Raw genomic sequence first — 21,293 nt, 5'->3', positions numbered from 1 at the left:
CCGGTGAGCGGACAGCCGGTGAGCGGACAGCCGGTGGGCGGACAGCCGGTGAGCGGACAGCCGGTGAGCGGACAGCCGCCGGTCAGCGTCCGAGTCGGCCGCGGAGGAGCTTGACCGCGTTCGCGATCTCGCCGTTCCTCGCGACGACCAGGACACCGAAGTACACGAGCGCCATGACGGCTCCGGTCAGTGCGATGGTGACGAGGGCGCCCGTCCGGTCGGACATGGCGAAGCCGTCTGCGGAGAACGCTCCGAAGAAGGTGACGACGACGACGCCAGCGGCGCCGGCGATGAGCGCGGCGATGATGAACTGCACGTGCGAACGGGTGACCACGGGCCCTTCGATCCCGGACAGGCGCTTGCGTACCAGGATGAGCGCGATGATCGTCTGCGCCGACCCGGCGAGGGTCGTGCAGGCGGCCACACCGATCCCGATGATCGATGAGGGGAGTGCCGTCACGGCAACAGCGCCGACGACGAAGAGCACGGACTGGACACACTGCATGAGGAACGGTGTCCGGTGGTCGTGGAGGGCCCAGAAGACGCGCTGGATGATGAAGAGCATGCTGAACAGCACGAGACCCGGCATGTAGGCGACCAGGACAGCGCCGACGGCGAGTGAGTCCTCGAACCGTCCCTCGTACATGCGCCCGAAGGGCACCGCGACGACCATCAGTGCCACCGTGGCGAAGACGGTGAAGAGGCCCACGATCCGCAGGGACAGCGAGAGGTTGCGACGGACCGCATCGAGGTCACCTGCGTCCGCGTCGTGACTCATCCGCGTGAAGTACGCGGTCGCGATCGACACGGTGACGATCGAGTGCGGGAGCATGAACAGTAGCCACGCGTTCGCGAGCACCGCGTTGCCGGGCCCGTCCGTGCCACCGAGCCACGCCACACGGGACTGGACGATCCCGGCGACCTGCGTGACGAGGATCATCGCGAAGAGCCACGCCGCGGCGGTCCCGGTCGCCTTGAGGCCGACGCCGCGCCAACGGAAGTCCGGCCGGAACGTCAGGCCAGCCCGCTTCCAGAAGAACGGCAGGAAGGCGGCCTGTGCGAGGACGCCGAGGGACGCGCTGCCCGCGAGGACGGCGATCTTCAACGGCGTCCACTCGCCGACGGAGCTGTTGTCGGTACCGAACATCGCGATGAACACGATCAGACCGGCGACCGCGATCACGTTGTTGAGCAGGGGCGCCCACGTGAAGGGACCGAAGACCTGCTTGGCGTTCAGGACCTCTCCCAGCAGGGAGTACATCGCGTAGAAGAGGATCTGGGGCATGCACCAGAAAGCGAACGCCACGGCGAGGTCGGTCGCTGCGCGGTCGAGGTTCTCCGAGGACGAGTTCGACGTGTAGAGCTGCACGAGCAGCGGTGCGATCGCAGTGGCGACCACCGCGATGCTGACGAAGACGGTCGCTCCGAGCGTGACGATCTTGTTGACGTAGGCGGCTCCGCCGTCGGCGTTCTGCCGCATCGATCGGACGATCTGCGGGATCAGCACCGCCGACAGCAGACCGCCTGCGATGAGCGCGTAGATGTTGTTCGGCAGCTGGTTCGCGACGGCGAACGCGTTCGCCGAGATCGACTGGTTCTGACCGATCGCGAAGGCCAGGACGAAGGTCTTGGCGAACCCGAGCACACGGGACGCCATCGTGCCCGCCGCGAGCATCGCACTCGCCCGACCGAGGTTCCGTTCGGCCGCGGGCTCCGCGTCGACGGCGGGTTGCTGCTGCGTGCTGATGGTCGGCTCCTCGGGGTCTGGCGTGGTGTCGTCCTGGTCCGGACGGCCGGCCTGGAGGCGCGGCTCGCCGCCGTCGTTCACCGTCGCGTCCGCAGGGCGCGTACCGGCCTGCTGCGGTGCGACGCGCGCGGGACCGGACGCGGCAGTGGTGCCGACCACGGCGGCGGCGGGTGCCGCCTGTGCGACGTGGGACGAGCCTCCCGACCGGGCAGGGGCGCCGGGGGCATCGGGCTGGACCGCGAGCGGACGGTTCGGGTCGTCGTCGTCCTCGTCGTCGAGCTCGCCGTTGCGGCGCCGGATGCGCTTGCGGATGCTGCGGAAGATCCCGAAGCCGAAGATCGCGACGAGACCGATCGCGGCCACGGCGGTGATGACCGTCTCCCACTGCGCCTGCACGTTCAGCTCGACCGTGGTGGGCTCCGACACGGTGACCCCGGTCGTCGTCGTCAGCGACATGGTCAGGCTGACCTTGCCGTTCGCGACCGAGCGGACCGGGATGGTCGTCCGGGTGGAGGACTGCGGCTGGAGCTTCACCTCGATGGCGTTGCGGACCACCTGCAGCGCCGAACTGGACGGCTGGACGTCCAGGAGCACCGTGATCGGGTACTCCGACCGGTTGCGCACCGACACGGGCAACGACGAACGGTCGCCGAGCAGGGTCAGTGAACTCGAGTCGGGGATGCTGACCTGGTCGGTGGTCTGCGTCCAGGTCCGGACCTGCTTGGCGACCGCGGTGGCGAGGGCGTCGGACTCGTCGCGCCAGGCGTTGGACGACAGCGCGAGGAGCCGCAGACGTGCGGGCGCGGTGACCAGCGTGGGGTCGTCCACGGCCGACGCGAAGGCGGAGAGGTCCTGCTCGCTCTCGACCAGTCGGCGCAACTGGGCGAGGCGGTCCGACCCGTCGTCCGCGGGCGCGAGCGTGAGGGAGCCGGCGGTGGCCTTCGCCGCGGTCGACAGGTCCGACGGCGAGACCCAGGGGGTGTCCTCGAGTGCGTCGAGGGCGCTGCTCAGCATCGTGGAGTCGGTCGGCCACTCGCGGCCGAGGGTCAGGAGCACGGGGCTCTGGGCGCTGCCGGAGCGGGCTGCGGTGGCGAGGGTCGCGGTGAGCTCGGCCATCGCGGTGTCGTGGTCGGGCTGGTCGGTCGCGGTGGCCGCTTCGCGGAGCAGCGCCGACATGCCCTGGTCGGCGACGAGCACCTTCTGGTCGCCGATGCGCTCGGAGGCCGCGACGGTGGTGTCCTGGCCGGCCGAGGTGTTGCCGCTCGCGACGATCGTCGTCCCGGTGCCCGCCTTCGCGAGCGCCGGCAGGTCGTCCGCAGCGAGGGTGTCCTCGACCGGCCAGGCGACGTCGTCGAGCGCGTACGGGAAGTCCAGCAGGCTCGCGGTGGTCGGCAGTGTGGTGGTCGCGCCGTCGGCGCCGTCGTCTGCCGTCCCGTCCTGGCCCATCGCATCCTGTGTTGCGCCGTCCTGGGGGTCCGCGGTCGCGCCGTCAGGAGAAGTCGGCGTCGCGTCCGGCGTCTCGTCCGGGGCGGCACCGGCGGTGGCCGTCGGCGTCCCGGTGTCGGGGGTCGTCGGGGTCGGGGTCGGCGTGCTGGCACCCGGGAAGTTCTGCTCGCGGACCTCTTGGTCGAGGGAGATCACGCCGGGGATGCCGTCCGCACCGGCCTGTCGGAGCCCGGTGACGTCGGCGTCGGCCCAGGGCAGCGCGAAGGTCTCGTTCCGGAGCCCCTCGAGCCGGTCGAGCCAGGTGCGCGCGCTCGAGGGGGCGTTCTCGCCCAGCAGCCGGATCGAGGCGATGATCCGCGGGTCGACGCCGAGGGCGACGTTGTGGTCGGCGGCGGCGTCGAGCTGCTGCGTGAGGGTGCCGTCCACCGCGGTCGCCGCGGCGAGGTCGGCGGCGCTGATCACGCCGTCGTCGGTGGCGGGGAGGGTGATCGGCATCGCGACCGAGACGCCCACCGGGGTCTGCTGGAAGTCCGGGTACCAGGTGATCGCGGACCGGGCGACCGCGGAGGTGTCGTCCGCGGTGTACTCGGCGGCGATGCGTCGGGCGCCGAACGAGGAGTACCCGCCGAGGGCGACGTTGCCGGGCGCGATCGTCACCGTCTGCGTCACCGATCGGTGCGCCGGGACCGCCGGAACGTCCGCGGAGTCCATCGGGGCGCCGAGGTAACCGGTCGTGCTGGTGTCGGCGAGCCAGTCGGAGAGGACGTCCCGCGTGCTCTCCGAGCGGAAGATGTCGAGCTCGACCGACCCCTCGGGGACCTCGGTGTCGGTGTCGTTCGTCACCGTGATGGTGAGCTGGAGTTCCTGGTCGCGCCGGACGATCCCGCGGTTCGCGGGGGCGATAGAGACCGAGGTCTTGCCCCGGTCGGCAGCGGCCGGCGCCGCGGTGCGGGTCGTGGTGCGGTCGGCGGTAGCGGCGTGCACAGCGGCGTGCGCGGCCTCTGGGCCGGCGGGCGTGACGACGAGGCCGATGGCGACGAGGGCCGTGGCTGCGGCGGCGAGCGTGGAGCGGAGGATGTGCATACAGGAGGGCCCGAGGGTCGGTTCCGGCCGAGCACGAGTGTACGAGGGCGCGCACGGGACGAACCCGTGCGCGCTCGGTCTGTGCAGAACTCGCGGAGGGTCTGGGAAGATGGGGGCCGTCATGCAGTCCGTTGCCCAGGCCGTCGAACGACTCGACGCACTCGCCGCCACCGAGCCCGTCGCCACCCTCGCTCGGGCGTTCGCCGACGCCGGACACGAGCTGGCCCTGGTCGGTGGGCCCGTCCGCGATGCGTTCCTCGGCCGTGCGGTCACCGACCTCGACTTCACGACCGACGCCCGCCCCGACGACGTCCTGCGCATCGTCGAGCCGATCGCGAGCGCCACGTGGGACGTCGGCCGGCAGTTCGGCACCATCGCCGCCCGGGTCGCCGGCGAGCAGGTCGAGATCACGACCTACCGCAGCGACGTCTACGACGGCGAGACCCGCAAGCCCGAGGTGGCGTTCGGCGACACCATCGAGGACGACCTGCTCCGCCGCGACTTCACGGTGAACGCCATGGCGCTCCGACTCCCCCAGCGCGAGCTCGTCGACGTGCACGGCGGGGTCGAGGACCTGCTCGCCGGCCGCCTGCACACCCCGCAGGCGGCTCCCGTCTCGTTCCGCGACGACCCCCTGCGGATGATGCGTGCCGCGCGCTTCACCGCGCAGCTCGGCTTCACCGTGTCCGACGAGGTCCGTGCCGCGATGACGGAGCTCGCCGACTCGATCGACATCGTGTCGGCCGAGCGCGTGCGCGACGAACTCGTGAAGCTGCTGAACACGTCCGAGCCGGTCCCCGGCATCCGCCTGCTCGTGGACACCGGGCTCGCCGAACGCTTCCTGCCCGAACTCCCCGCGATGCGGCTGGAGATCGACGAGCACCACCACCACAAGGACGTGTACGAGCACTCGTTGACGGTGCTGTCCCAGGCGATCGGGTACGAGGCCGAGCGCCACCCGGGCGAGGCACCCGACACCGTGCTCCGGCTCGCGGCGCTGCTGCACGACATCGGCAAGCCGGCGACCCGGAAGCTCGAGCCCGGCGGGGCCGTGAGCTTCCACCACCACGACCTGGTCGGCTCGAAGCTCGCGAAGAAGCGGCTGCGGGCGCTGCGGTTCGACAACGACACCATCGCCGCGGTGTCTCGCCTGATCGAGCTGCACCTGCGGTTCTTCGGCTACACCGAGGGCGCCTGGACCGACTCCGCCGTCCGCCGGTACGTGCGCGACGCCGGTCCGCTGCTCGAGCGCCTGCACGAGCTCACCCGTTCGGACGTCACGACGCGCAACCGCCGTAAGGCCGACCGCCTCGGCTTCGCCTACGACGACCTCGAGGACCGCATCACGGCGCTGGCCGACCAGGAGGAGCTCGACGCGATCCGTCCCGACCTGACCGGTGACGACATCATGCGCATCCTCGACATCCCGCCGGGGCGTGCCGTGGGCGAGGCGTACCGGCACCTGCTCGAGGTTCGGATGGACGAGGGGCCCCTCGGCGCGGACGAGGCCGAGCAGCGCCTGCGCGCCTGGTGGTCCGAGCGGGACACGACGGCCTGAACCGGCCGCGGCCCCCGGGTGAGCGGCTGCCGGACCGTGGCCGCTCTGCACGAGCGGTGGCGCGCCTCCAGGCCGTGAGCTAGGCTAGTGGGGTTGTCCGCGCGCTCCTGCGCGACCGGACACATGCATCAACCCTCCTGCTCCGGGAACCGCCCGGAGCCGCCGAGACCAAAGGAGGTGGGTTCCGCATGCACCAGTACGAACTGATGGCGATCCTCGACCCCGAGATCGACGAGCGCACCGTCGCTCCCAGCCTGGACAAGTTCCTCGCGGTCATCCGCAACGACGGTGGCACCGTCGACAACGTGGACGTCTGGGGCCGTCGTCGCCTGGCCTACGAGATCGCGAAGAAGTCCGAGGGCATCTACGCCGTCGTCGACTTCACCTCGACCCCCGAGGCCGCCAAGGAGCTCGACCGTCAGCTCGGTCTCTCCGAGGCCGTGCTCCGCACGAAGGTCCTCCGCGCCGAAGAGGCGATCGCCCAGGTCGCCGCGCAGAAGCAGCGCGACGAGGCCCGCGCGGCCCGCAAGGCCGCGAACGCGACCGCGAGCGCCGAGTAGGTCATGGCCGGCGAAACCGTCATCACGGTGGTGGGCAACCTCACCGCGGATCCCGAGCTGCGCTACACGCAGAACGGGCTCGCGGTGGCGAACTTCACCATCGCATCCACCCCTCGCACGTTCGACCGTCAGGCGAACGAGTGGAAGGACGGCGACGCGCTGTTCCTCCGTGCGAGCGTGTGGCGCGAGTTCGCCGAGCACGTGGCGGGCTCGCTGACGAAGGGCTCGCGCGTGATCGCGCAGGGTCGTCTGCGTCAGCGCTCCTACCAGGACCGTGAGGGCCAGCAGCGCACGAGCATCGAGCTCGAGGTCGACGAGATCGGCCCGTCGCTCCGCTACGCGACCGCACAGGTCACCCGTGCTGCGGGTGGCTCCGGCGGCGGTCGTGGCCAGGTCGGGGGCGGCAACGCTTCCGGTGGCGGCCAGGGCGGGAACGGCGGCGGCTGGAACGGCAACAGCAACGGCGGCGGTCAGTCGGACGCACCGTGGTCGCCCCAGGGCGGCCAGCAGGGCGGCAACGCACAGTCGAACGACGTGTGGAGCCAGCCCGGCGGCTCGTACGACGACGAGACCCCGTTCTGATACTCAGCGGTCTGACGGACACACAACTTCTTCTTCTCTAAGGACAAACAATGGCTGGAAAGAGCACCGGCGACCGCCGGAAGCCTCGCGGCAAGGGCGGCAAGAACGCCGCTCCCGCGAAGTCGATCAAGGTCGGCGTCATCGACTACAAGGACGTCGCGACCCTTCGCAAGTTCATCTCGGAGCGTGGTAAGATCCGCGCCCGTCGCATCACCGGCGTCTCCGTCCAGGAGCAGCGCCTCATCGCCCGTGCCGTGAAGAACGCCCGTGAGATGGCGCTCCTCCCCTACGCCGGCTCCGGCCGCTGATCGGAGGACTTCCCATGTCGAAGCTCATCCTCACCCACGAGGTCTCCGGCCTCGGTTCCGCCGGTGACGTCGTCGACGTCAAGAACGGCTACGCCCGCAACTACCTCATCCCCCAGGGCTTCGCTGTCGCGTGGTCCAAGGGCGGCGAGAAGCAGGTCGAGTCGATCCGTGCGGCCCGTGCCGCTCGCGAGCTCGCCACCATCGAAGAGGCCCAGGACCTCAAGATGAAGCTCGAGAACGCGACCATCAAGCTGACCGTGAAGGCCGGCAAGGACGGTCGTCTCTTCGGCTCCGTCCGTCCGGGCGACGTCGCCGACGCCGTCCAGGCGCAGGGCGTCGGGTCGCTGGACAAGCGCAAGGTCGAGGTCCCCGCGACCATCAAGACCGTCGGTGACCACGAGGCCACCGTGCGTCTGCGCGAGGACATCACCGCAGTGATCTCCCTGCAGGTCGTCGCCGCCAAGTAAGCAGCGTCACCACCGTCGAAGGGCGGGTCTCCTCCGGGAGGCCCGCCCTTCGTCGTGCGCGCGGGGTCACCCCCGTCGGACGGTCGGCCGTGCACGGCGCGTTCATCGCCCTCTCGTGCTGCGGAACTCCAGGTGAACAGCCCTCGAACACCCCCGTTCGGGGGCATCCGCGCCGGTACCGTCGTCTCGGCTTCCGGTACCGGAGGCGAACGACATCGAGACCAGGAGCACGACATGCCCAACTTGAACGTCACCTACGGCGAGATGCAGGACGCCGCGACCCGACTCGTGAACGGTGAGCAGGACATCACCTCGAAGCTGCGGGAGCTGAAGGCCCTGGTGGACTCGCTGATCTCCGGCGGCTACGTGACGGATCAGTCGTCGGTCGCGTTCGGTAGCTCGTACCAGGAGTTCAACGACGGTGCGACGAAGACCATCGAGGGTCTCGAGGGCATGTCGATGTACCTGAACAAGGCGGCCGAGGCGCTGCAGCAGACCGACCAGGAACTCGCGAACGCCATCAAGTAGCGCGGGGCACCGGGCGGTCGATCACCGACCGCTCCGGACGACGGGCGGCCCACTGACGGGCCGCCCGTCCCACCTTCCACCGGCACACCGGCACGGGCAGCGATCGGGAGTACCCATGGCAGACCTCATCATCACCAAGGCCGTCCTCGAGGACTCGGCCACGAAGCTCCAGCACATCTCCGACGAGCTGGAGCACCAGAAGTCCGACGACCGTGCCCTGACCGAGGTCTACGGCCAGCACGACGTGCAGCGGGCGATGCACGACTTCTCCGGCGACTGGAAGATCCACCGCGGCAAGATGACGGGCGCGGTGAAGGACCTGCACGACAAGATGCAGAAGTCCGTCGAGAACTGGTCGGCGCTCGAGCACGACCTGGCGGAGAAGCTCACGACCGAACGCACCGACACCGGCCACACCGACGGGACGGCCGCCTGATGCCCGCCCGCGGAGGGAACTGGTCGCTCGTCGGCGAGGCGTCGGACCCGATCGTCGCGGACACGCAGGTGGTCCACGAGCTGGTGGACTACTACCGGTCGATCGCCGACGAGATCCGCAGCGAGGCGGACGTCCTGCGGCGCATCGGCGAGGGCGACGAGTCGCAGTTCAAGGGCGAGTCCGCCGACGCCGTCCGGAAGAAGAGCGGTGAGGTCGCTGCTTCGCTGCAGAAGATGTCCGGCCGCTACGACGCGATCCGGGACGCCCTGACCGGGTACCTGCCGTCGCTCGAGACCGCGCTCGACGAGTCCGCCGCAGCGTTGCGTGAGGCCGAGGACGCGTCGGCAGCCGGGTCGCGGGCCGCGAGCATGGTCGACCCGTCGCAGGGTCGGGCGCAGGACGCCCCGCCCATGACCGCGGAGGAGCAGGGGGCGGTCGACGCGAAGCACCGCGCGACCGAGGACGCACGGGCGGGAGCGGACGCGGCGACCGCGAAGCTGCGACGCGCCGTCGACACCCTGAACGGCGCCGGCCGCCAGGCAGCGTCGACGATCCGCGCGGCCTGGGACGACGGCCTGCACGACACCCTCGGCGACAAGATCAAGGCGTTCTTCTCGAAGCTGCTCAAGATCCTGGTCAAGGTCTTCACCTACATCGGCATCGCCCTGGCCGCGCTGGCCATCCTGATCCCCGGCGTGGGGATCCTGACCTTCATGGCGGCCGTGGCGGCGTCCGTGACCCTCGTCGCCAACATCGCGCTCGCGAGCATGGGCGAGGGCTCCTGGCTCGACGTCATCACCTCGGCGGTCGGTCTGGTGCTCGTCGGCGTCGGTGGAGCCCTGACGAAGGCGGTCTCGACGCTGAAGACCGCCGGGCTCGCGAAGGGGTTCGCCGGCTTCCAGAAGACGTCGCTGGACAAGATCAGGAACCTGCAGGACCTGCGCTCCGTGCAGATCGCGAAGGCACTCGGCGCCCGTACGGGAAGCGAGTACTCCGCGGCACGGTCCGAGATGCGGGAACTCAGTGGGCAGATCGCGACGGTGAAGCAGACCTTCACGGCCGCGAGGACGAAGAACGTGCTCGACGGCTTCAAGGAGAAGCCGAACTGGTGGCGGCCGAGCCGGGCGCTCTGGAACGAGGACAAGGCGAAGGTGCTCGACGTCTTCGGCAAAGACGGCAAGGGCTGGCAGTGGGAGCGCCTGTTCAGTGTCGACCGGCAGTTCGAGATGACGAAGATGCAGAAGGAGATGTGGTCGAAGTACGGCGTGCCGATCGCCGCGTCGCCGACGTGGCACTCGTGGGCCGCTGGAGGTCGCGTCGTGGCCAGCTGGGCGAACACGTTCGTCTACGGCCAGGGCATCAAGCCGACCGGCTGGGGCAGTGACCAGGAGCGTGTCCCGGGCTGGAAGGACGCGAACGCGGCGCTCACCACGGGCTGATCGCGCCGGAGCCTGTCCGGCTTCCGGGGGACAACGGACCGCTTCCCGAAGCGCGACACGCCGATACTCGCAAGTCTCGACACGGCGGTGGCATGTGAATACCGCTCGGTACCGAGCCCGATACGACGGCGATGTACTGGAATGTGCACATCACTGTGCACGCCCCCGGGTGGACCGCGTCGAGAAATGTACCCCCCGAGATGGTTCCGCTCTGGAATAACGTTCCCGGTGTCCCTCGACCGGGGGGCGCGACGAACGACAGGAGCAGGCCATGCCCAACTTGAACGTGACCTACGGCGAGATGCAGGACGCCGCGACCCGACTCGTGAACGGTGAGCAGGACATCACCTCGAAGCTGCGGGAGCTGAAGTCCCTGGTGGACTCGCTGATCTCCGGCGGCTACGTGACGGACCAGTCCTCGGTCGCGTTCGGCAGCTCGTACCAGGAGTTCAACGACGGTGCGACGAAGACCATCGAGGGTCTCGAGGGCATGTCGACGTACCTGAACAAGGCGGCCGAGGCGCTGCAGCAGACCGACCAGGAACTCGCGAACGCCATCAAGTAGCGCGCTCCCCGCGCCCCGGTCGACGCTGCCGTCAGCGATGTCGGCCGGGGCGCGTCCCGTTCCCGTCCCGTTCCCTCGGAGGTACCCGTGTCCGATCTCGTGATCAGCCAGGAGCTCAGCGACAGCGCCGCGAAGGTGCACGCCATCAACGACGAGCTCGAACACCAGAAGTCCGACGACGACCAGTACCACGGCGTCTTCGGCGAATCCCACCTGCAGGACGCCTTCTCGCACTTCAGCAAGGACTGGAAGCTCCACCGCGAGAAGATCCGCAAGAACGTCGACAAGCTCGACAAGAACCTGCAGAACTCGGTCGAGACGTGGCGCGACCTGCAGCAGCAGCTGACCGACGGCCTGCAGTCGCACGAGGAGTCCGCCTGATGGCCGGCCGCGCAGGCGACTGGGCCGCGCTCGACGAGCCGGGCGACCCGATCACGACGCAGCCGGCGAAGGTGCTCGAGCTCGCGGCGTACTACCGGGACATGGCGGAGTCGATGGAGACCACCGCCGCGACGCTCGAGAAGGTCGGCAGCGGCGACGAGTCCGTCGGCAAGGGTGAGGCCGTCGATGCCGTCCGCAAGCGGGCGAAGGACGTCGCCGGCTCCCTGAAGCAGATGACCGGACGCTACCGGTCGGCGGGCGAGGCCCTGACCGGCTTCGCCGCCGCGGTCGGCGACGAGAGCGACCGCTCGGCGGGCACCGTCATGGGGACCTCGTGGCAGGCGCTGCAGGACGCGATCGCCGCGAAGGGTGACCTCGGTTCGGCCCAGGGACTCGCCGACCCCGTCGCCGATGCGAAGGCGGGCGGGAAGGAGCCGACGCCCGAGGACACCGCGGACAGCCAGAAGCGCGCCGACCGGATCTCCGGTGCCGAGGGCGCGGTCGCGGCGGCGAAGCGGAAGCTGCAGGACGCCCGCGACCAGCTGAGCGCCGCGGGTCGGACGGCCGCGAGCACCATGCGGGACGGCTGGCACGACGGCCTGCACGACTCCGGCTGGTACAAGTTCATCCACATGCTCATCAAGATCCTGACCATCATCGGGATCGTCCTGGCCGTCTTCGCCTTCCTGATCCCGGGCCTCGGCATCGGCGCCATCCTCGGAGCCATCTCCGCGGGGATGACCCTGATCGCACAGGCGGCGACCTTCGCGATGGGCGAGGGCAACGTCTTCGACCTCGTCATGGCCGTCGTCGGCGTGCTGACGCTCGGACTCGGCACCGCGATCACGAAGGTCACCTCGACCGCCGTCAGCAACGGCATCAAGGCGACCAAGGGCGCGATGACCACGAAGTTCGACAAGGCGCTCGGGACGGCGAAGGCCGAGGTCACCGCGCGGAAGGCCGACCTGGAGGCCGTGAAGACGTCGCTCACGGCCGCTCGTGCGCGCAAGGCAGCAGCGACCACCGCGGCGGGCCGGAACGCCGGCCGACGCGAGATCGTCGCGCTCCGGAACGAACGGGACACGCTCGCACAGGTGCTCCACGGTGCGAAGCGGAACCTCGAACGGACGAAGGTCGAGTCCATCGGGACGAAGGCCGACTTCGCGGCGAAGTTCTCCGACAACCCGAACTGGTGGAACGTCGCGAAGATCCACAAGGTCATCGCGAACGACGCGAAGCTCGTCAAGAAGCAGTTCTGGACTGAGGTCGGCACCCGCGGTGGGCTCAAGGACTGGGGCGAGCGTTTGGGTGGCGTCGACTTCCAGTTCACCCGCGACCGCTTGAGTGACTTCGAGAAGCTGAACCGCCTCCGGTCGGGCGTCACCGCGGCGCCCTGGTACCACGCCGGCGCGAACGGCTTCATGAGCGCCTGGGGCAAGGGCAACGCGATCGCCGGCCTGGTGATCGGCCCGATCGGCATCGGCGCCGACCAGGAGCGGCCGTGGACCGAGTGGGTGGCGGAGCACAAGCACCCCGTCACCGACCTGCCGACCGTCCCCGCCGCCCAGCGCTGACCCCCGCTGCACCCCCGAGAGGACCACCGTGACCACCGCCACCGTCTCGTCGAGCATCACCACCGACGGCGCCACCTGGCTCCTCGTGCCGCACCCGGACGAGGTCGACACCGCCTGGCGTGCCGAGACGCTCGAGCTGTTCGACGCGGTCGTCCGGCTCGACGACGAGCGTCCGGAGCACCGGACGGACGAGCGACTCGACACCGTCGCGGCCCTCGACACGCTGCTGGCGTTCCGCGCCGGTCTCGGGCCGGGTCAGTGGCTCGTCGCCTCGCTCGCGGTGCCGGGGAACTGGCCGCTGCCCGTGGTGGTCACCGTCGGGCTCGCCGAGGGCGGCACCACCGAGCTGCTCGAGCTGGCCGGGGCGACCGGTGGACTGCCGGTCGAACCGCCGTCGGTCGACGAGCTCCCGGAGCACGTCGGGGGCGAGGGGCCCGTCGTCACCCGCTACGACCTCGACGAGGACGGCGCGATCTGGGCGAGCGTCACCGCCGTCCGCCGGGCCGACGGCGTCGACACGCACGTGCTCTGGCGGACGACGGACCTCGGGCTCGTCCCGGTCTTCGCTCCGCTCGTCGTCGACCTGCTCGCCACCGTGGAGAACGAGGTGCACGCATGACCACTCCGACCGCGTCGTTCCTGGTCGTCGTCCCGCCCGGGTGGGCACGCCTGCCCGCCGGCGAGGACCAGCGCGGGGAACTCGGCGAGATCGTCCGCACCGTGATCGCCCGGGCGCTGCCGGACGACCTGCCGCGGGACCGCGCCGAACCCCTGCGACAGGAGATGCGGAAGCGCCTGCTGCGCGCCGTGGTCGAGGCCGGGGACAGCGGCGCGACCGCGGTGTACATGCCGGTCCAGCCCGTCGACGGCTACACGCCCCCGGTGTCGATCATCGAGTCCGAGGTGGACGACGACTCCGAGGAGGCCCCCGAGCAGGTCGTCGCGCAGTTGCTCGCCGAAGCCCTGCCGACCCGGCGCGACCCCGACGACACGGGGCTGCGCGAGGTCGACGGTGGCATCGCCGCACGCACCGAGCAGACGGTCCGGCGCGCGGACGTCGCCGCCGAGCTCCCGGAGGTCGGCGCGGACCTGCCCGTCGTCGACGACCGCCAGGTCACGTACTCGATCCCCGTCCCGCACCGTCCGGGTCGGTGGGTGCTCATGTCGTTCTCGGCGATCAGTCGCAGCGACCCGGAGGACCCCGAGGCCGCCGAGCAGCTCACCGACGCACTGGTGATGCTCTTCGACGCCGTGATGACCACCTTCCGCTGGACGGACGTGCCCGGCACCGAGCCGACCGCACTCGAGCGCCGGATCTCCCAGATCGCCGAGGCCCGCGCATGACCTGGTCGTTCCTCGCCCCCGAGTCGCACCTGCTGCTCACGATGTCGGTCGTCGTGCTCCTGGGAGCGCTGGCCGTCGTGGTGCCGACCCTCGTCGCGCTGCGCCGCCGGACCTCGACCGACGCCCTCGTCTGGGCCGACCAGGTCCGCCGGGACCCGGCCGCCGCCTGGGCCGTCGACCGGGTGCTCCGCGGCATCGAGGCCTCGTGCGCCGGGGCGGGCGTGCTGTTCCCCGGAGCGGTGCGGATCACGATCGGTGCGATCGTGCGGATCGACGTCGCCTCGCCGACGATCGCGCCGCCGGCACCGTGGACCGCCACGCCGGACGGTCGGACCTGGTCGGCGCCGATGTGGGCGCTGCAGACGGTCCCGCTCGTCGGCGGAGCCCCGGCCGAGTTCGCCACGGCGGTGTCGCTCGGGACCCGCCAGGACGAGACGGTCGTGGTCGACCTTCGCCGGGTGGGCGGGATCGTCGCGCTGCGCGGGGAGGGTGCCGCCCGACAGGCGCTGCTCGTCCGGCTCGTCGAGCAGCTCGCGACCGCACCGTGGGCCGTCGGCACCAGCGTGCTCGAGGTCGGCTCGCCGGTCGGGGTGGGCACGCCCGTGACGGTGCACGAGGCGGTCGCGGCGGTGACGGCCGACGCGACCCCGGGCCTCCTGGTCGTGGCGCGGGTGCCGGCCGGTGCGGACGGGCGTGAGCTCGCCCGTCTCCTCGAGCGGCCGGGCGGCCGCTGGGCGTGCGTCTCGGCCGCACCGCACCCGCTCGCGCGCTGGACGGTCGAGGCGCGCCGGGACGGCACGCACGTGTCCGACGAGCTCGGGACGCTGCAGTGGGCGGCCCTCGGCCGGTCCGTCCCGGCGGACCCGGCGGCGCCGGCCGACGAAGCGCTGCCGGCCGACGTGCGGGAACAGGCCTGATGCGCGTCGTCGTCACCGTCGTCGACGACGCGACCGGCGAGCACTCCGACGTCCTCGTCGACGCCGCCGGGCAGACGCCCATGCGGACCGTCGTCGACGCACTGGTCCGTCGCACCGGCGGACGACCGGTGCCCGAGGGGGCGCCCGACGGCGACGTGCCGTTCGCGCGCAGCGGGCTGGTCGACGGCGCCGTCCTGCACGTCGGTGGCGCCGAGCGGCCGCAGCCCGAGCACGGCATCGTGCACCTGCTCGTCGTGGGCGGGGTCGACGCGGGTCGCGTGCGCCGGCTGCCACCGGGGACCGTCCGCATCGCCCTCGCCGACGACGGCGCGGCAGCCGTCGGTGCCGCCGCGGGTGGACGGACCGGTCTGGAGGCACGGACCGCGTTCGACGGATCGGTGACCGTCCGGCTCACCCCGACCGAGGACGACGGCGAGCGTCCCACGGACCGTCCCACCCCGACGCTCGAGGGCGACCCGGTCACCGTCGAGTGGCGCGACTGGCCGGCCGGCGCCCTCGTGCGCCTCGGTGACACGGTGCTGAGCGTCGGCCCCGTCGAGGTCGTCGACCGGATGCTGCTGCGCCCACCGGACTCCGGCCAGCTCGACTTCAACCGGCCGCCGCGGCTGCTCCCGCCGTTCCTGCAGACCGACTTCCGGATCCCGAAGCCGCCGGTGGCCCCGCAGCGCTCGGCGATCCCGTGGATCATGGTGTTCGTGCCGGCGATGTTCGGCATCGCGATGGCGACCATCTTCCACTCGCCGTTCTACCTGCTGTTCGCGGCGATGACGCCGATCATGGTCGTCGGGCAGACGATCAGCTCGCGCCGGACGGGCAAGAAGAGCCACCGCAAGCAGCTCGCCGAGCACCGGGAGCGCGTCGCCGCCCTCGAGGCCGCCATCGACCAGGCGGTGCTCGACGAGCGCGACCAGCGGCGGACCTCGGCGCTCGACGCGGCCTCGCTCCGGGTCGTCGCGACCACCCCCGGTCGACGGCTGTGGGAGCGTCGGCCCTCGGACGGCGACCACCTGCACGTGCGGATCGGCACCGGTGACCTGCCGTCGACGGTCACCGTGGTCGACGACCGCGACCTCGACGGCCTGGCCCACGCGCCGCGGACCACCCGGGGTGTGCCCGTGACGGTGCCGCTCGCCGAGGTCGGGGTGCTCGGCATCGCCGGGGCCGGGGAGTCACCACGCGAACTCGGTCGGTGGGTGCTCGGACAGCTCGCCGTGACGCAGAGCCCGCGCGAGGTGCAGTTCGTCGTGCTCACGGCGCAGCAGCACGTGCCGGCGTGGGCGTGGACCCTCTGGCTGCCGCACGTGCGGCCGACGGGCGGACAGGAGGCCCTGGCGCTGATCGGTGCCGACGGCGAGACGATCGGCCGCCGCCTGGCCGAGCTCACCCAGGTGCTCGCGGAGCGCCGGGCCGAGCGCCAGAAGAACGGGATGAACCGGTCACGGTTCTCCCCCGAGATCGTCGTGGTGCTCGACGGCGCCCGCCGACTCCGTGCGATGCCCGGTGTCGTCGGGCTCCTGCGTGACGGGCCCGCGTGCGGCATCCGCCTCGTGTGCATCGACGAGGAGGAGTGGCAGCTCCCCGAGGAGTGCGTCGCCACCGTCACCCACCGCAGCCCCACCGAGCTCGTGCTCCGCCGCCAGCTGTCCGCACCCGTCGAGCTCGTGCTCGCGGACCGGGTCGCGGACGACTGGTACGACGACGTCGCGCGAGGCACCTCGCCGCTCCGCGACACGAGCGGGTCCGACGGCGACGGCCTGGTGCCGGACGCCGCGCGACTGCTCGACGTGGTCGACCTGCCGCAGCCCGACGGCCCGAGCGTCGCCGAACGCTGGGCAGCATCCGGTACGAGCACCTCCGCGGTCGTCGGCATCGGGATCGACGGCGCCTTCGAGCTCGACCTGGTCAAGGACGGCCCGCACGGCCTGGTCGCCGGCACGACCGGTTCGGGCAAGTCCGAGTTCCTGCAGACCCTCGTCGCCTCGCTCGCACTGCGGAACCGCCCGGACCGGATGACGTTCGTGCTCGTCGACTACAAGGGCGGTGCGGCGTTCAGCGTCGCGTCGGACCTGCCGCACACGGTCGGGCTGGTCACCGACCTCGACCAGCACCTGGTCGAGCGTGCCCTCCGATCGCTGCGCGCCGAGCTCACCCGACGCGAGCACATCCTGGCTGCGTCGGGCGCGAAGGACATCGAGGACCACGAGGCGCACCTCGCCCGCGGTGGTGCCGGCGAGCAGATGCCGCGGCTCGTGCTCGTGATCGACGAGTTCGCGGCGATGGTCACCGAGCTGCCCGACTTCGTCGCGGGGCTCATCGGCATCGCCCAGCGCGGCCGGTCGCTCGGGGTGCACCTCATCCTGGCCACCCAGCGCCCCGGCGGTGTCGTCGGTCCGGACATCCGGGCGAACACCAACCTGCGCGTCGCGCTGCGCATGACCGACTCCGGCGAGAGCACCGACGTCATCGACGTGGCCGACGCCGCACGCATCCCGAAGAGCGTGCCGGGGCGCGCGTTCGCGCGCCTCGGGCACTCGTCGGTGGTGCCGTTCCAGTCGGCGCGGGTCGGCGGCCGGTGGGCCGGCGAGGAGGACCCGGCCACGGGCCTCCCGTTCGTCCGCGTGCTCGACTGGCGCGACTTCGCCACCGCACCACCCACGCGACCCTCGCGCAGCGACCAGGCGACCGCCGCGACGGACCTGTCGGTCCTGGTGCAGGCGATGGGGGACGCCCGCGACCGGCTCGGCATCGGACGGGTGCACAGCCCCTGGTTGCCGCCGCTGCCGGAGCTGCTGCCGCTCGCCGGGGTGGCGTCCGCCGCCGTCGGGTCGCGCCGGGAGACGTCGTCGACCGACGACGCCCTCCGCTTCGCCGTCGGACTCGAGGACCTGCCGGACACCCAGGAGCAGCGCGCGGCCGAGGTCGACCTCGCGCGGTTCACGCACCAGTTCGTCGTCGGCGCGCCGGGGTCCGGTCGGTCGACGGCGCTCCGGACGCTGGCCGCGTCGGCGGCGCGCTCCCTGTCGTCCGCCGACCTGCACGTGTACGCGATCGACTGCGGCAACGGCGCCCTCGCGTCGCTCCAGCAGCTGCCGCACTGCGGTGCGGTGGTGCAGCGGACGCAGGTCGAACGCGCCACGCGCCTGATCGACCGGCTGACGCGGGAGACCGCCAGGCGGCACGACCTGATCGCCGCGGCGTCGGCTGCGGACATCACCGAGCAGCGTCTGCTCGCCGCACCGGGCGAGCGGCTGCCGCACGTGCTCGTGCTCATCGACCGGTGGGAGAACTTCACCACCTCGCTCGGCGAGGTCGACGGCGGAGCGCTCACCGACGCCGTGCAGTCGTTGCTCCGCGACGGTGCGGCCGCCGGGATCCACGTCGTCGTGGCCGGCGACCGGTCGCTGCTGTCGTCGCGGATGTCGACCCTCACCGACGACAAGATCGTGCTCCGGCTGACCGACCGGCTGGACTACTCGCTCGGCGGCATCAACCACCGGAAGCTGCCCGCGTCGATCCCGGCCGGGCGCGGGTTCCGCGCCGACTCGGGCACCGAGGTGCACGTCGCGACGCTCGGCACCGACGTGTCCGGCCAGGGGCAGACCACCGCCGTGCGGGACCTCGCCGCGGAGCTCCGCGCCACCTCGCCGGTCCCGCCGTCGCCGCGTCCGTTCCGGGTGGACGCGATGCCGAAGGACCTGGACCTCGACACCGCGCTCGCGCTCGAGTCCGCTCCGGTACCGACCCCGATGGTCGCCGTCACCGGGGTCGGCGGGGACGACATGGAGCTGCAGACCGTCGACCTGCGCACGGGTGGCGGCACGTTCGTGGTCGCCGGGCCGTCGCGGTCCGGCCGCTCCACGATGCTCGCCGCGATGGCACGGTCGCTCCTGGCGGGCGGGACGTCGCTCGTCGTGCTCGCGCCGCGACCGGGACCCGTGCGGGACCTCGAGGGGCTGCCCGGTGTGCGGGCGGTGTTCAGCGGGGACGACGTCACGCAGGAGCACCTCGAACCCGTGCTCGCGCCGGACGGCGCTCCCCTGGTGCTCGTCGTGGACGACGGCGAGCTGCTCATCGACTGCTCGGCGGCGCGGTGGCTGCGCGACTGGGGTCGTGCCGCGGTGGACAACGGGCAGGGCATGCTGCTCGGGGGCAACACCACGGGACTCGCGGCCGGGTTCGGCGGGTGGCAGGTCGACGCGAAGAAGAACCGTCGCGGGGCGCTGCTGTCACCGCAGGACACCCTGGCCGGGGACCTGATCGGGGTGCGCATCGCGCGGTCGTCGATCTCGTCGCGGATCGAGCCCGGATCGGCGCTCGTGCACCTGGGGACCGGGCTGGCGTCGACGCTGCAGGTGCCGATGGTGCCGGCCGGGACGCGGGCGGGGACGCAGGCGTTGCCGCGGGCAGGGACCGAGTCCGGCGCGCTGGTCGGCTGAGGCAGGTGCTGGCTGGTTACTCCTCGCGGCGCGCTGCCGATGCTGGGAGCGGCCCGAGAACGGTTCCCACAGGAGGCCGGTTTGTCAAGTCGTTGTGCACAGTGAGGGCTCCGATCCACCAACCTTCAAGGTGCAGTTGAAGCACGGTTTTCCACACACCGCGTGCAGCAGAAAAGCCCAGGTCAAGTGGTCGAACATGCATTCGACGACCGTCTTGTCCACATGTTCTTCCACAGTTGTGCACATGGGGACGCGGCGTGTTCGACATGGTCTCCACAGAGTTATCCACAGGGCTGTTTGCTGGGGATAACTCTGTCCCCGTAGCTTGGCCCAGCGACTCGGCGGAGGCAGGGGATGTCGGTCGTCCGGGGTAGGAAAGCCGGTGTGGGCCGAGGTCCGCACCGTCACGACAAGAGGGAGTCCGTGTGTCGATCGCGCATCTCGATCCGTCCCCGCAGGACCTGTCCGAACGGGGCTCGGAACGGACGCCGCCGCACGACCTGCTCGCCGAGCAGTCGACGATCGGCGGCATGCTGCTGTCGAAGGACGCCGTCGCCGACGTCATCGAGACCGCCCGCGGCGTGGACTTCTACATCCCCAAGCACGAGGTCATCTTCGACGCGATCCTGTCGCTCTACTCGCACGGTGAGCCGACCGACGTCATCGCCGTCACCGACGAGCTGACCAAGACCGGACTGCTCTCCCGAGCCGGCGGCGCCGAGTACCTGCACAGCGTCACGAGCATGGTGCCGACCGCCGCGAACGCCGGGTACTACGCGGCGATCGTCGCCGAGAAGGCCGTGCTCCGCCGCCTGGTCGACGCGGGGACCCGCATCGTGCAGATGGGCTACGCGTCCGAGGGTGAGGTCACCGACCTCGTCAACAGCGCACAGGCCGAGGTCTACAACGTCGCCGGCGGCGTGCAGACCGAGGACTACGTGCCCCTGACCGACGCCATCGGTGCCGCCATCGACGAGATCGAGGCCGCCAAGGGCCGCGACGGGCAGATGACCGGCGTGCCGACCGGGTTCAGCGGCCTCGACGCCCTGACGAACGGCTTCCACCCCGGGCAGCTCATCATCGTCGCCGCCCGCCCCGCGCTCGGCAAGTCGACGCTGGCGCTCGACCTGTGCCGCGCCGCCGCGCTCAAGCACGACCAGACGGCCGCGTTCTTCTCGCTCGAGATGGGTCGCGCCGAGATCGCGATGCGCCTGCTGTCCGCTGAGTCGAGCGTGCCGCTGCAGAACATGCGCAAGGGCACCGTGGACTCCCGCGACTGGACCACGATCGCCCAGACCCGCGGGCGCATCAACGATGCCCCGTTCTTCATCGACGACTCCCCCAACATGACGCTCGTCGAGATCCGTGCGAAGTGCCGCCGGCTCAAGCAGCAGCACAACCTCAAGCTCGTGGTGATCGACTACCTGCAGCTGATGACCTCGGGCAAGAAGGTCGAGAGCCGTCAGCAGGAGGTCTCCGAGTTCTCGCGTGCACTGAAGCTCATGGCGAAGGAGCTCGGCGTGCCGGTCATCGCGCTGTCGCAGCTGAACCGTGGCCCCGAGCAGCGTGCCGACAAGAAGCCGATGATCTCCGACCTGCGTGAGTCGGGGTCCATCGAGCAGGACGCCGACATGGTGATCCTGCTGCACCGTGAGTCGGCGTACGAGAAGGACAACCCGCGGCAGGGTGAGGCGGACCTGATCGTGGCGAAGCACCGCAACGGGCCGACGGACACCATCACGGTGGCGTTCCACGGGATGTTCTCGCGGTTCGTCGACATGCCGCAGTAGGCGGGTGTTGTTGTGGTTGAGCAGCACAACGTGTCCATTTGGCAGCGTTACTTGTCCGCTGACGAAGGTTTGACAAGTTCCGCTGCCAGCATCGGCAGACGGGCAGGATTT

17 protein-coding genes are annotated in these 21,293 nt (G+C 71.1%); 16 read left to right on the top strand and 1 reads right to left on the bottom strand.

Annotation, left to right across the window (positions count from 1 at the left end; genetic code table 11):
* Nucleotides 1-82: 82 nt before the first annotated feature.
* Entirely contained in the window at nt 83-4,276 is a 4,194-nt protein-coding gene (locus tag ABIC52_RS10225; protein WP_354027261.1) for a DUF6049 family protein, read from the bottom strand.
* 121 nt (nt 4,277-4,397) lie between these two features.
* Here ABIC52_RS10225 and ABIC52_RS10220 point away from each other — a divergent pair, with 121 nt between their 5' ends.
* From ABIC52_RS10220 to dnaB, 16 genes are all read left to right on the top strand, one after another.
* Complete coding sequence (locus tag ABIC52_RS10220) at nt 4,398-5,834, top strand: CCA tRNA nucleotidyltransferase (protein WP_354027260.1); 1,437 nt, start codon at nt 4,398-4,400, stop codon at nt 5,832-5,834.
* Nucleotides 5,835-6,022: 188 nt separating this feature from the next.
* On the top strand, nt 6,023-6,394 hold the full coding sequence (gene rpsF / locus ABIC52_RS10215; RefSeq protein ID WP_058728349.1) for a 30S ribosomal protein S6: 372 nt from the start codon (nt 6,023-6,025) through the stop codon (nt 6,392-6,394).
* 3 nt (nt 6,395-6,397) lie between these two features.
* Complete coding sequence (locus tag ABIC52_RS10210; protein ID WP_126889961.1) at nt 6,398-6,976, top strand: single-stranded DNA-binding protein; 579 nt, start codon at nt 6,398-6,400, stop codon at nt 6,974-6,976.
* Nucleotides 6,977-7,026: 50 nt separating this feature from the next.
* On the top strand, nt 7,027-7,284 hold the full coding sequence (rpsR, locus tag ABIC52_RS10205) for a 30S ribosomal protein S18 (protein WP_017887834.1): 258 nt from the start codon (nt 7,027-7,029) through the stop codon (nt 7,282-7,284).
* A gap of 14 nt (nt 7,285-7,298) precedes the next feature.
* Entirely contained in the window at nt 7,299-7,751 is a 453-nt protein-coding gene (rplI, locus tag ABIC52_RS10200) for a 50S ribosomal protein L9 (protein ID WP_069712629.1), read from the top strand.
* A gap of 234 nt (nt 7,752-7,985) precedes the next feature.
* Nucleotides 7,986-8,279, top strand: coding sequence for a WXG100 family type VII secretion target (locus ABIC52_RS10195; RefSeq protein ID WP_058748771.1), 294 nt, complete (start codon nt 7,986-7,988; stop codon nt 8,277-8,279).
* Nucleotides 8,280-8,394: 115 nt separating this feature from the next.
* A complete protein-coding gene (locus ABIC52_RS10190) occupies nt 8,395-8,715 on the top strand; it encodes a hypothetical protein (RefSeq protein WP_354027259.1) in 321 nt (106 codons plus the stop codon).
* Nucleotides 8,715-10,154: a WXG100 family type VII secretion target gene (locus ABIC52_RS10185; protein ID WP_354027258.1), complete on the top strand. Its 1,440-nt coding sequence runs from the start codon at nt 8,715-8,717 to the stop codon at nt 10,152-10,154. Before ABIC52_RS10190 ends, ABIC52_RS10185 begins: the two co-directional genes overlap by 1 nt.
* A gap of 271 nt (nt 10,155-10,425) precedes the next feature.
* On the top strand, nt 10,426-10,719 hold the full coding sequence (locus tag ABIC52_RS10180) for a WXG100 family type VII secretion target (protein ID WP_144761334.1): 294 nt from the start codon (nt 10,426-10,428) through the stop codon (nt 10,717-10,719).
* Between the two features lie 87 nt (nt 10,720-10,806).
* The gene (locus ABIC52_RS10175; RefSeq protein ID WP_058748770.1) at nt 10,807-11,100 is read left to right on the top strand and encodes a hypothetical protein; all 294 of its coding nucleotides are present in this window, start codon (nt 10,807-10,809) and stop codon (nt 11,098-11,100) included.
* Complete coding sequence (locus tag ABIC52_RS10170) at nt 11,100-12,674, top strand: hypothetical protein (protein ID WP_354027257.1); 1,575 nt, start codon at nt 11,100-11,102, stop codon at nt 12,672-12,674. Before ABIC52_RS10175 ends, ABIC52_RS10170 begins: the two co-directional genes overlap by 1 nt.
* Nucleotides 12,675-12,702: 28 nt before the next feature.
* Complete coding sequence (locus tag ABIC52_RS10165; protein WP_250366419.1) at nt 12,703-13,293, top strand: hypothetical protein; 591 nt, start codon at nt 12,703-12,705, stop codon at nt 13,291-13,293.
* A complete protein-coding gene (locus ABIC52_RS10160; protein WP_354027256.1) occupies nt 13,290-14,018 on the top strand; it encodes a hypothetical protein in 729 nt (242 codons plus the stop codon). Before ABIC52_RS10165 ends, ABIC52_RS10160 begins: the two co-directional genes overlap by 4 nt.
* Nucleotides 14,015-14,935: a hypothetical protein gene (locus tag ABIC52_RS10155; RefSeq protein WP_354027255.1), complete on the top strand. Its 921-nt coding sequence runs from the start codon at nt 14,015-14,017 to the stop codon at nt 14,933-14,935. The genes ABIC52_RS10160 and ABIC52_RS10155 overlap by 4 nt, the downstream gene beginning before the upstream one ends.
* On the top strand, nt 14,935-19,392 hold the full coding sequence (locus ABIC52_RS10150) for an FtsK/SpoIIIE domain-containing protein (RefSeq protein WP_354027254.1): 4,458 nt from the start codon (nt 14,935-14,937) through the stop codon (nt 19,390-19,392). The genes ABIC52_RS10155 and ABIC52_RS10150 overlap by 1 nt, the downstream gene beginning before the upstream one ends.
* Before the next feature lie 425 nt (nt 19,393-19,817).
* Nucleotides 19,818-21,182, top strand: coding sequence for a replicative DNA helicase (dnaB, locus tag ABIC52_RS10145; protein ID WP_066657525.1), 1,365 nt, complete (start codon nt 19,818-19,820; stop codon nt 21,180-21,182).
* The last annotated feature ends 111 nt before the right edge of the window (nt 21,183-21,293 follow it).

The sequence above is a fragment of the Curtobacterium oceanosedimentum genome (genome assembly GCF_040545555.1).
GTDB lineage: Bacteria > Actinomycetota > Actinomycetes > Actinomycetales > Microbacteriaceae > Curtobacterium.
The sequence above is the reverse complement of the archived record's forward strand: the minus strand, read 5'-3'. Positions and strand labels throughout refer to the sequence as shown.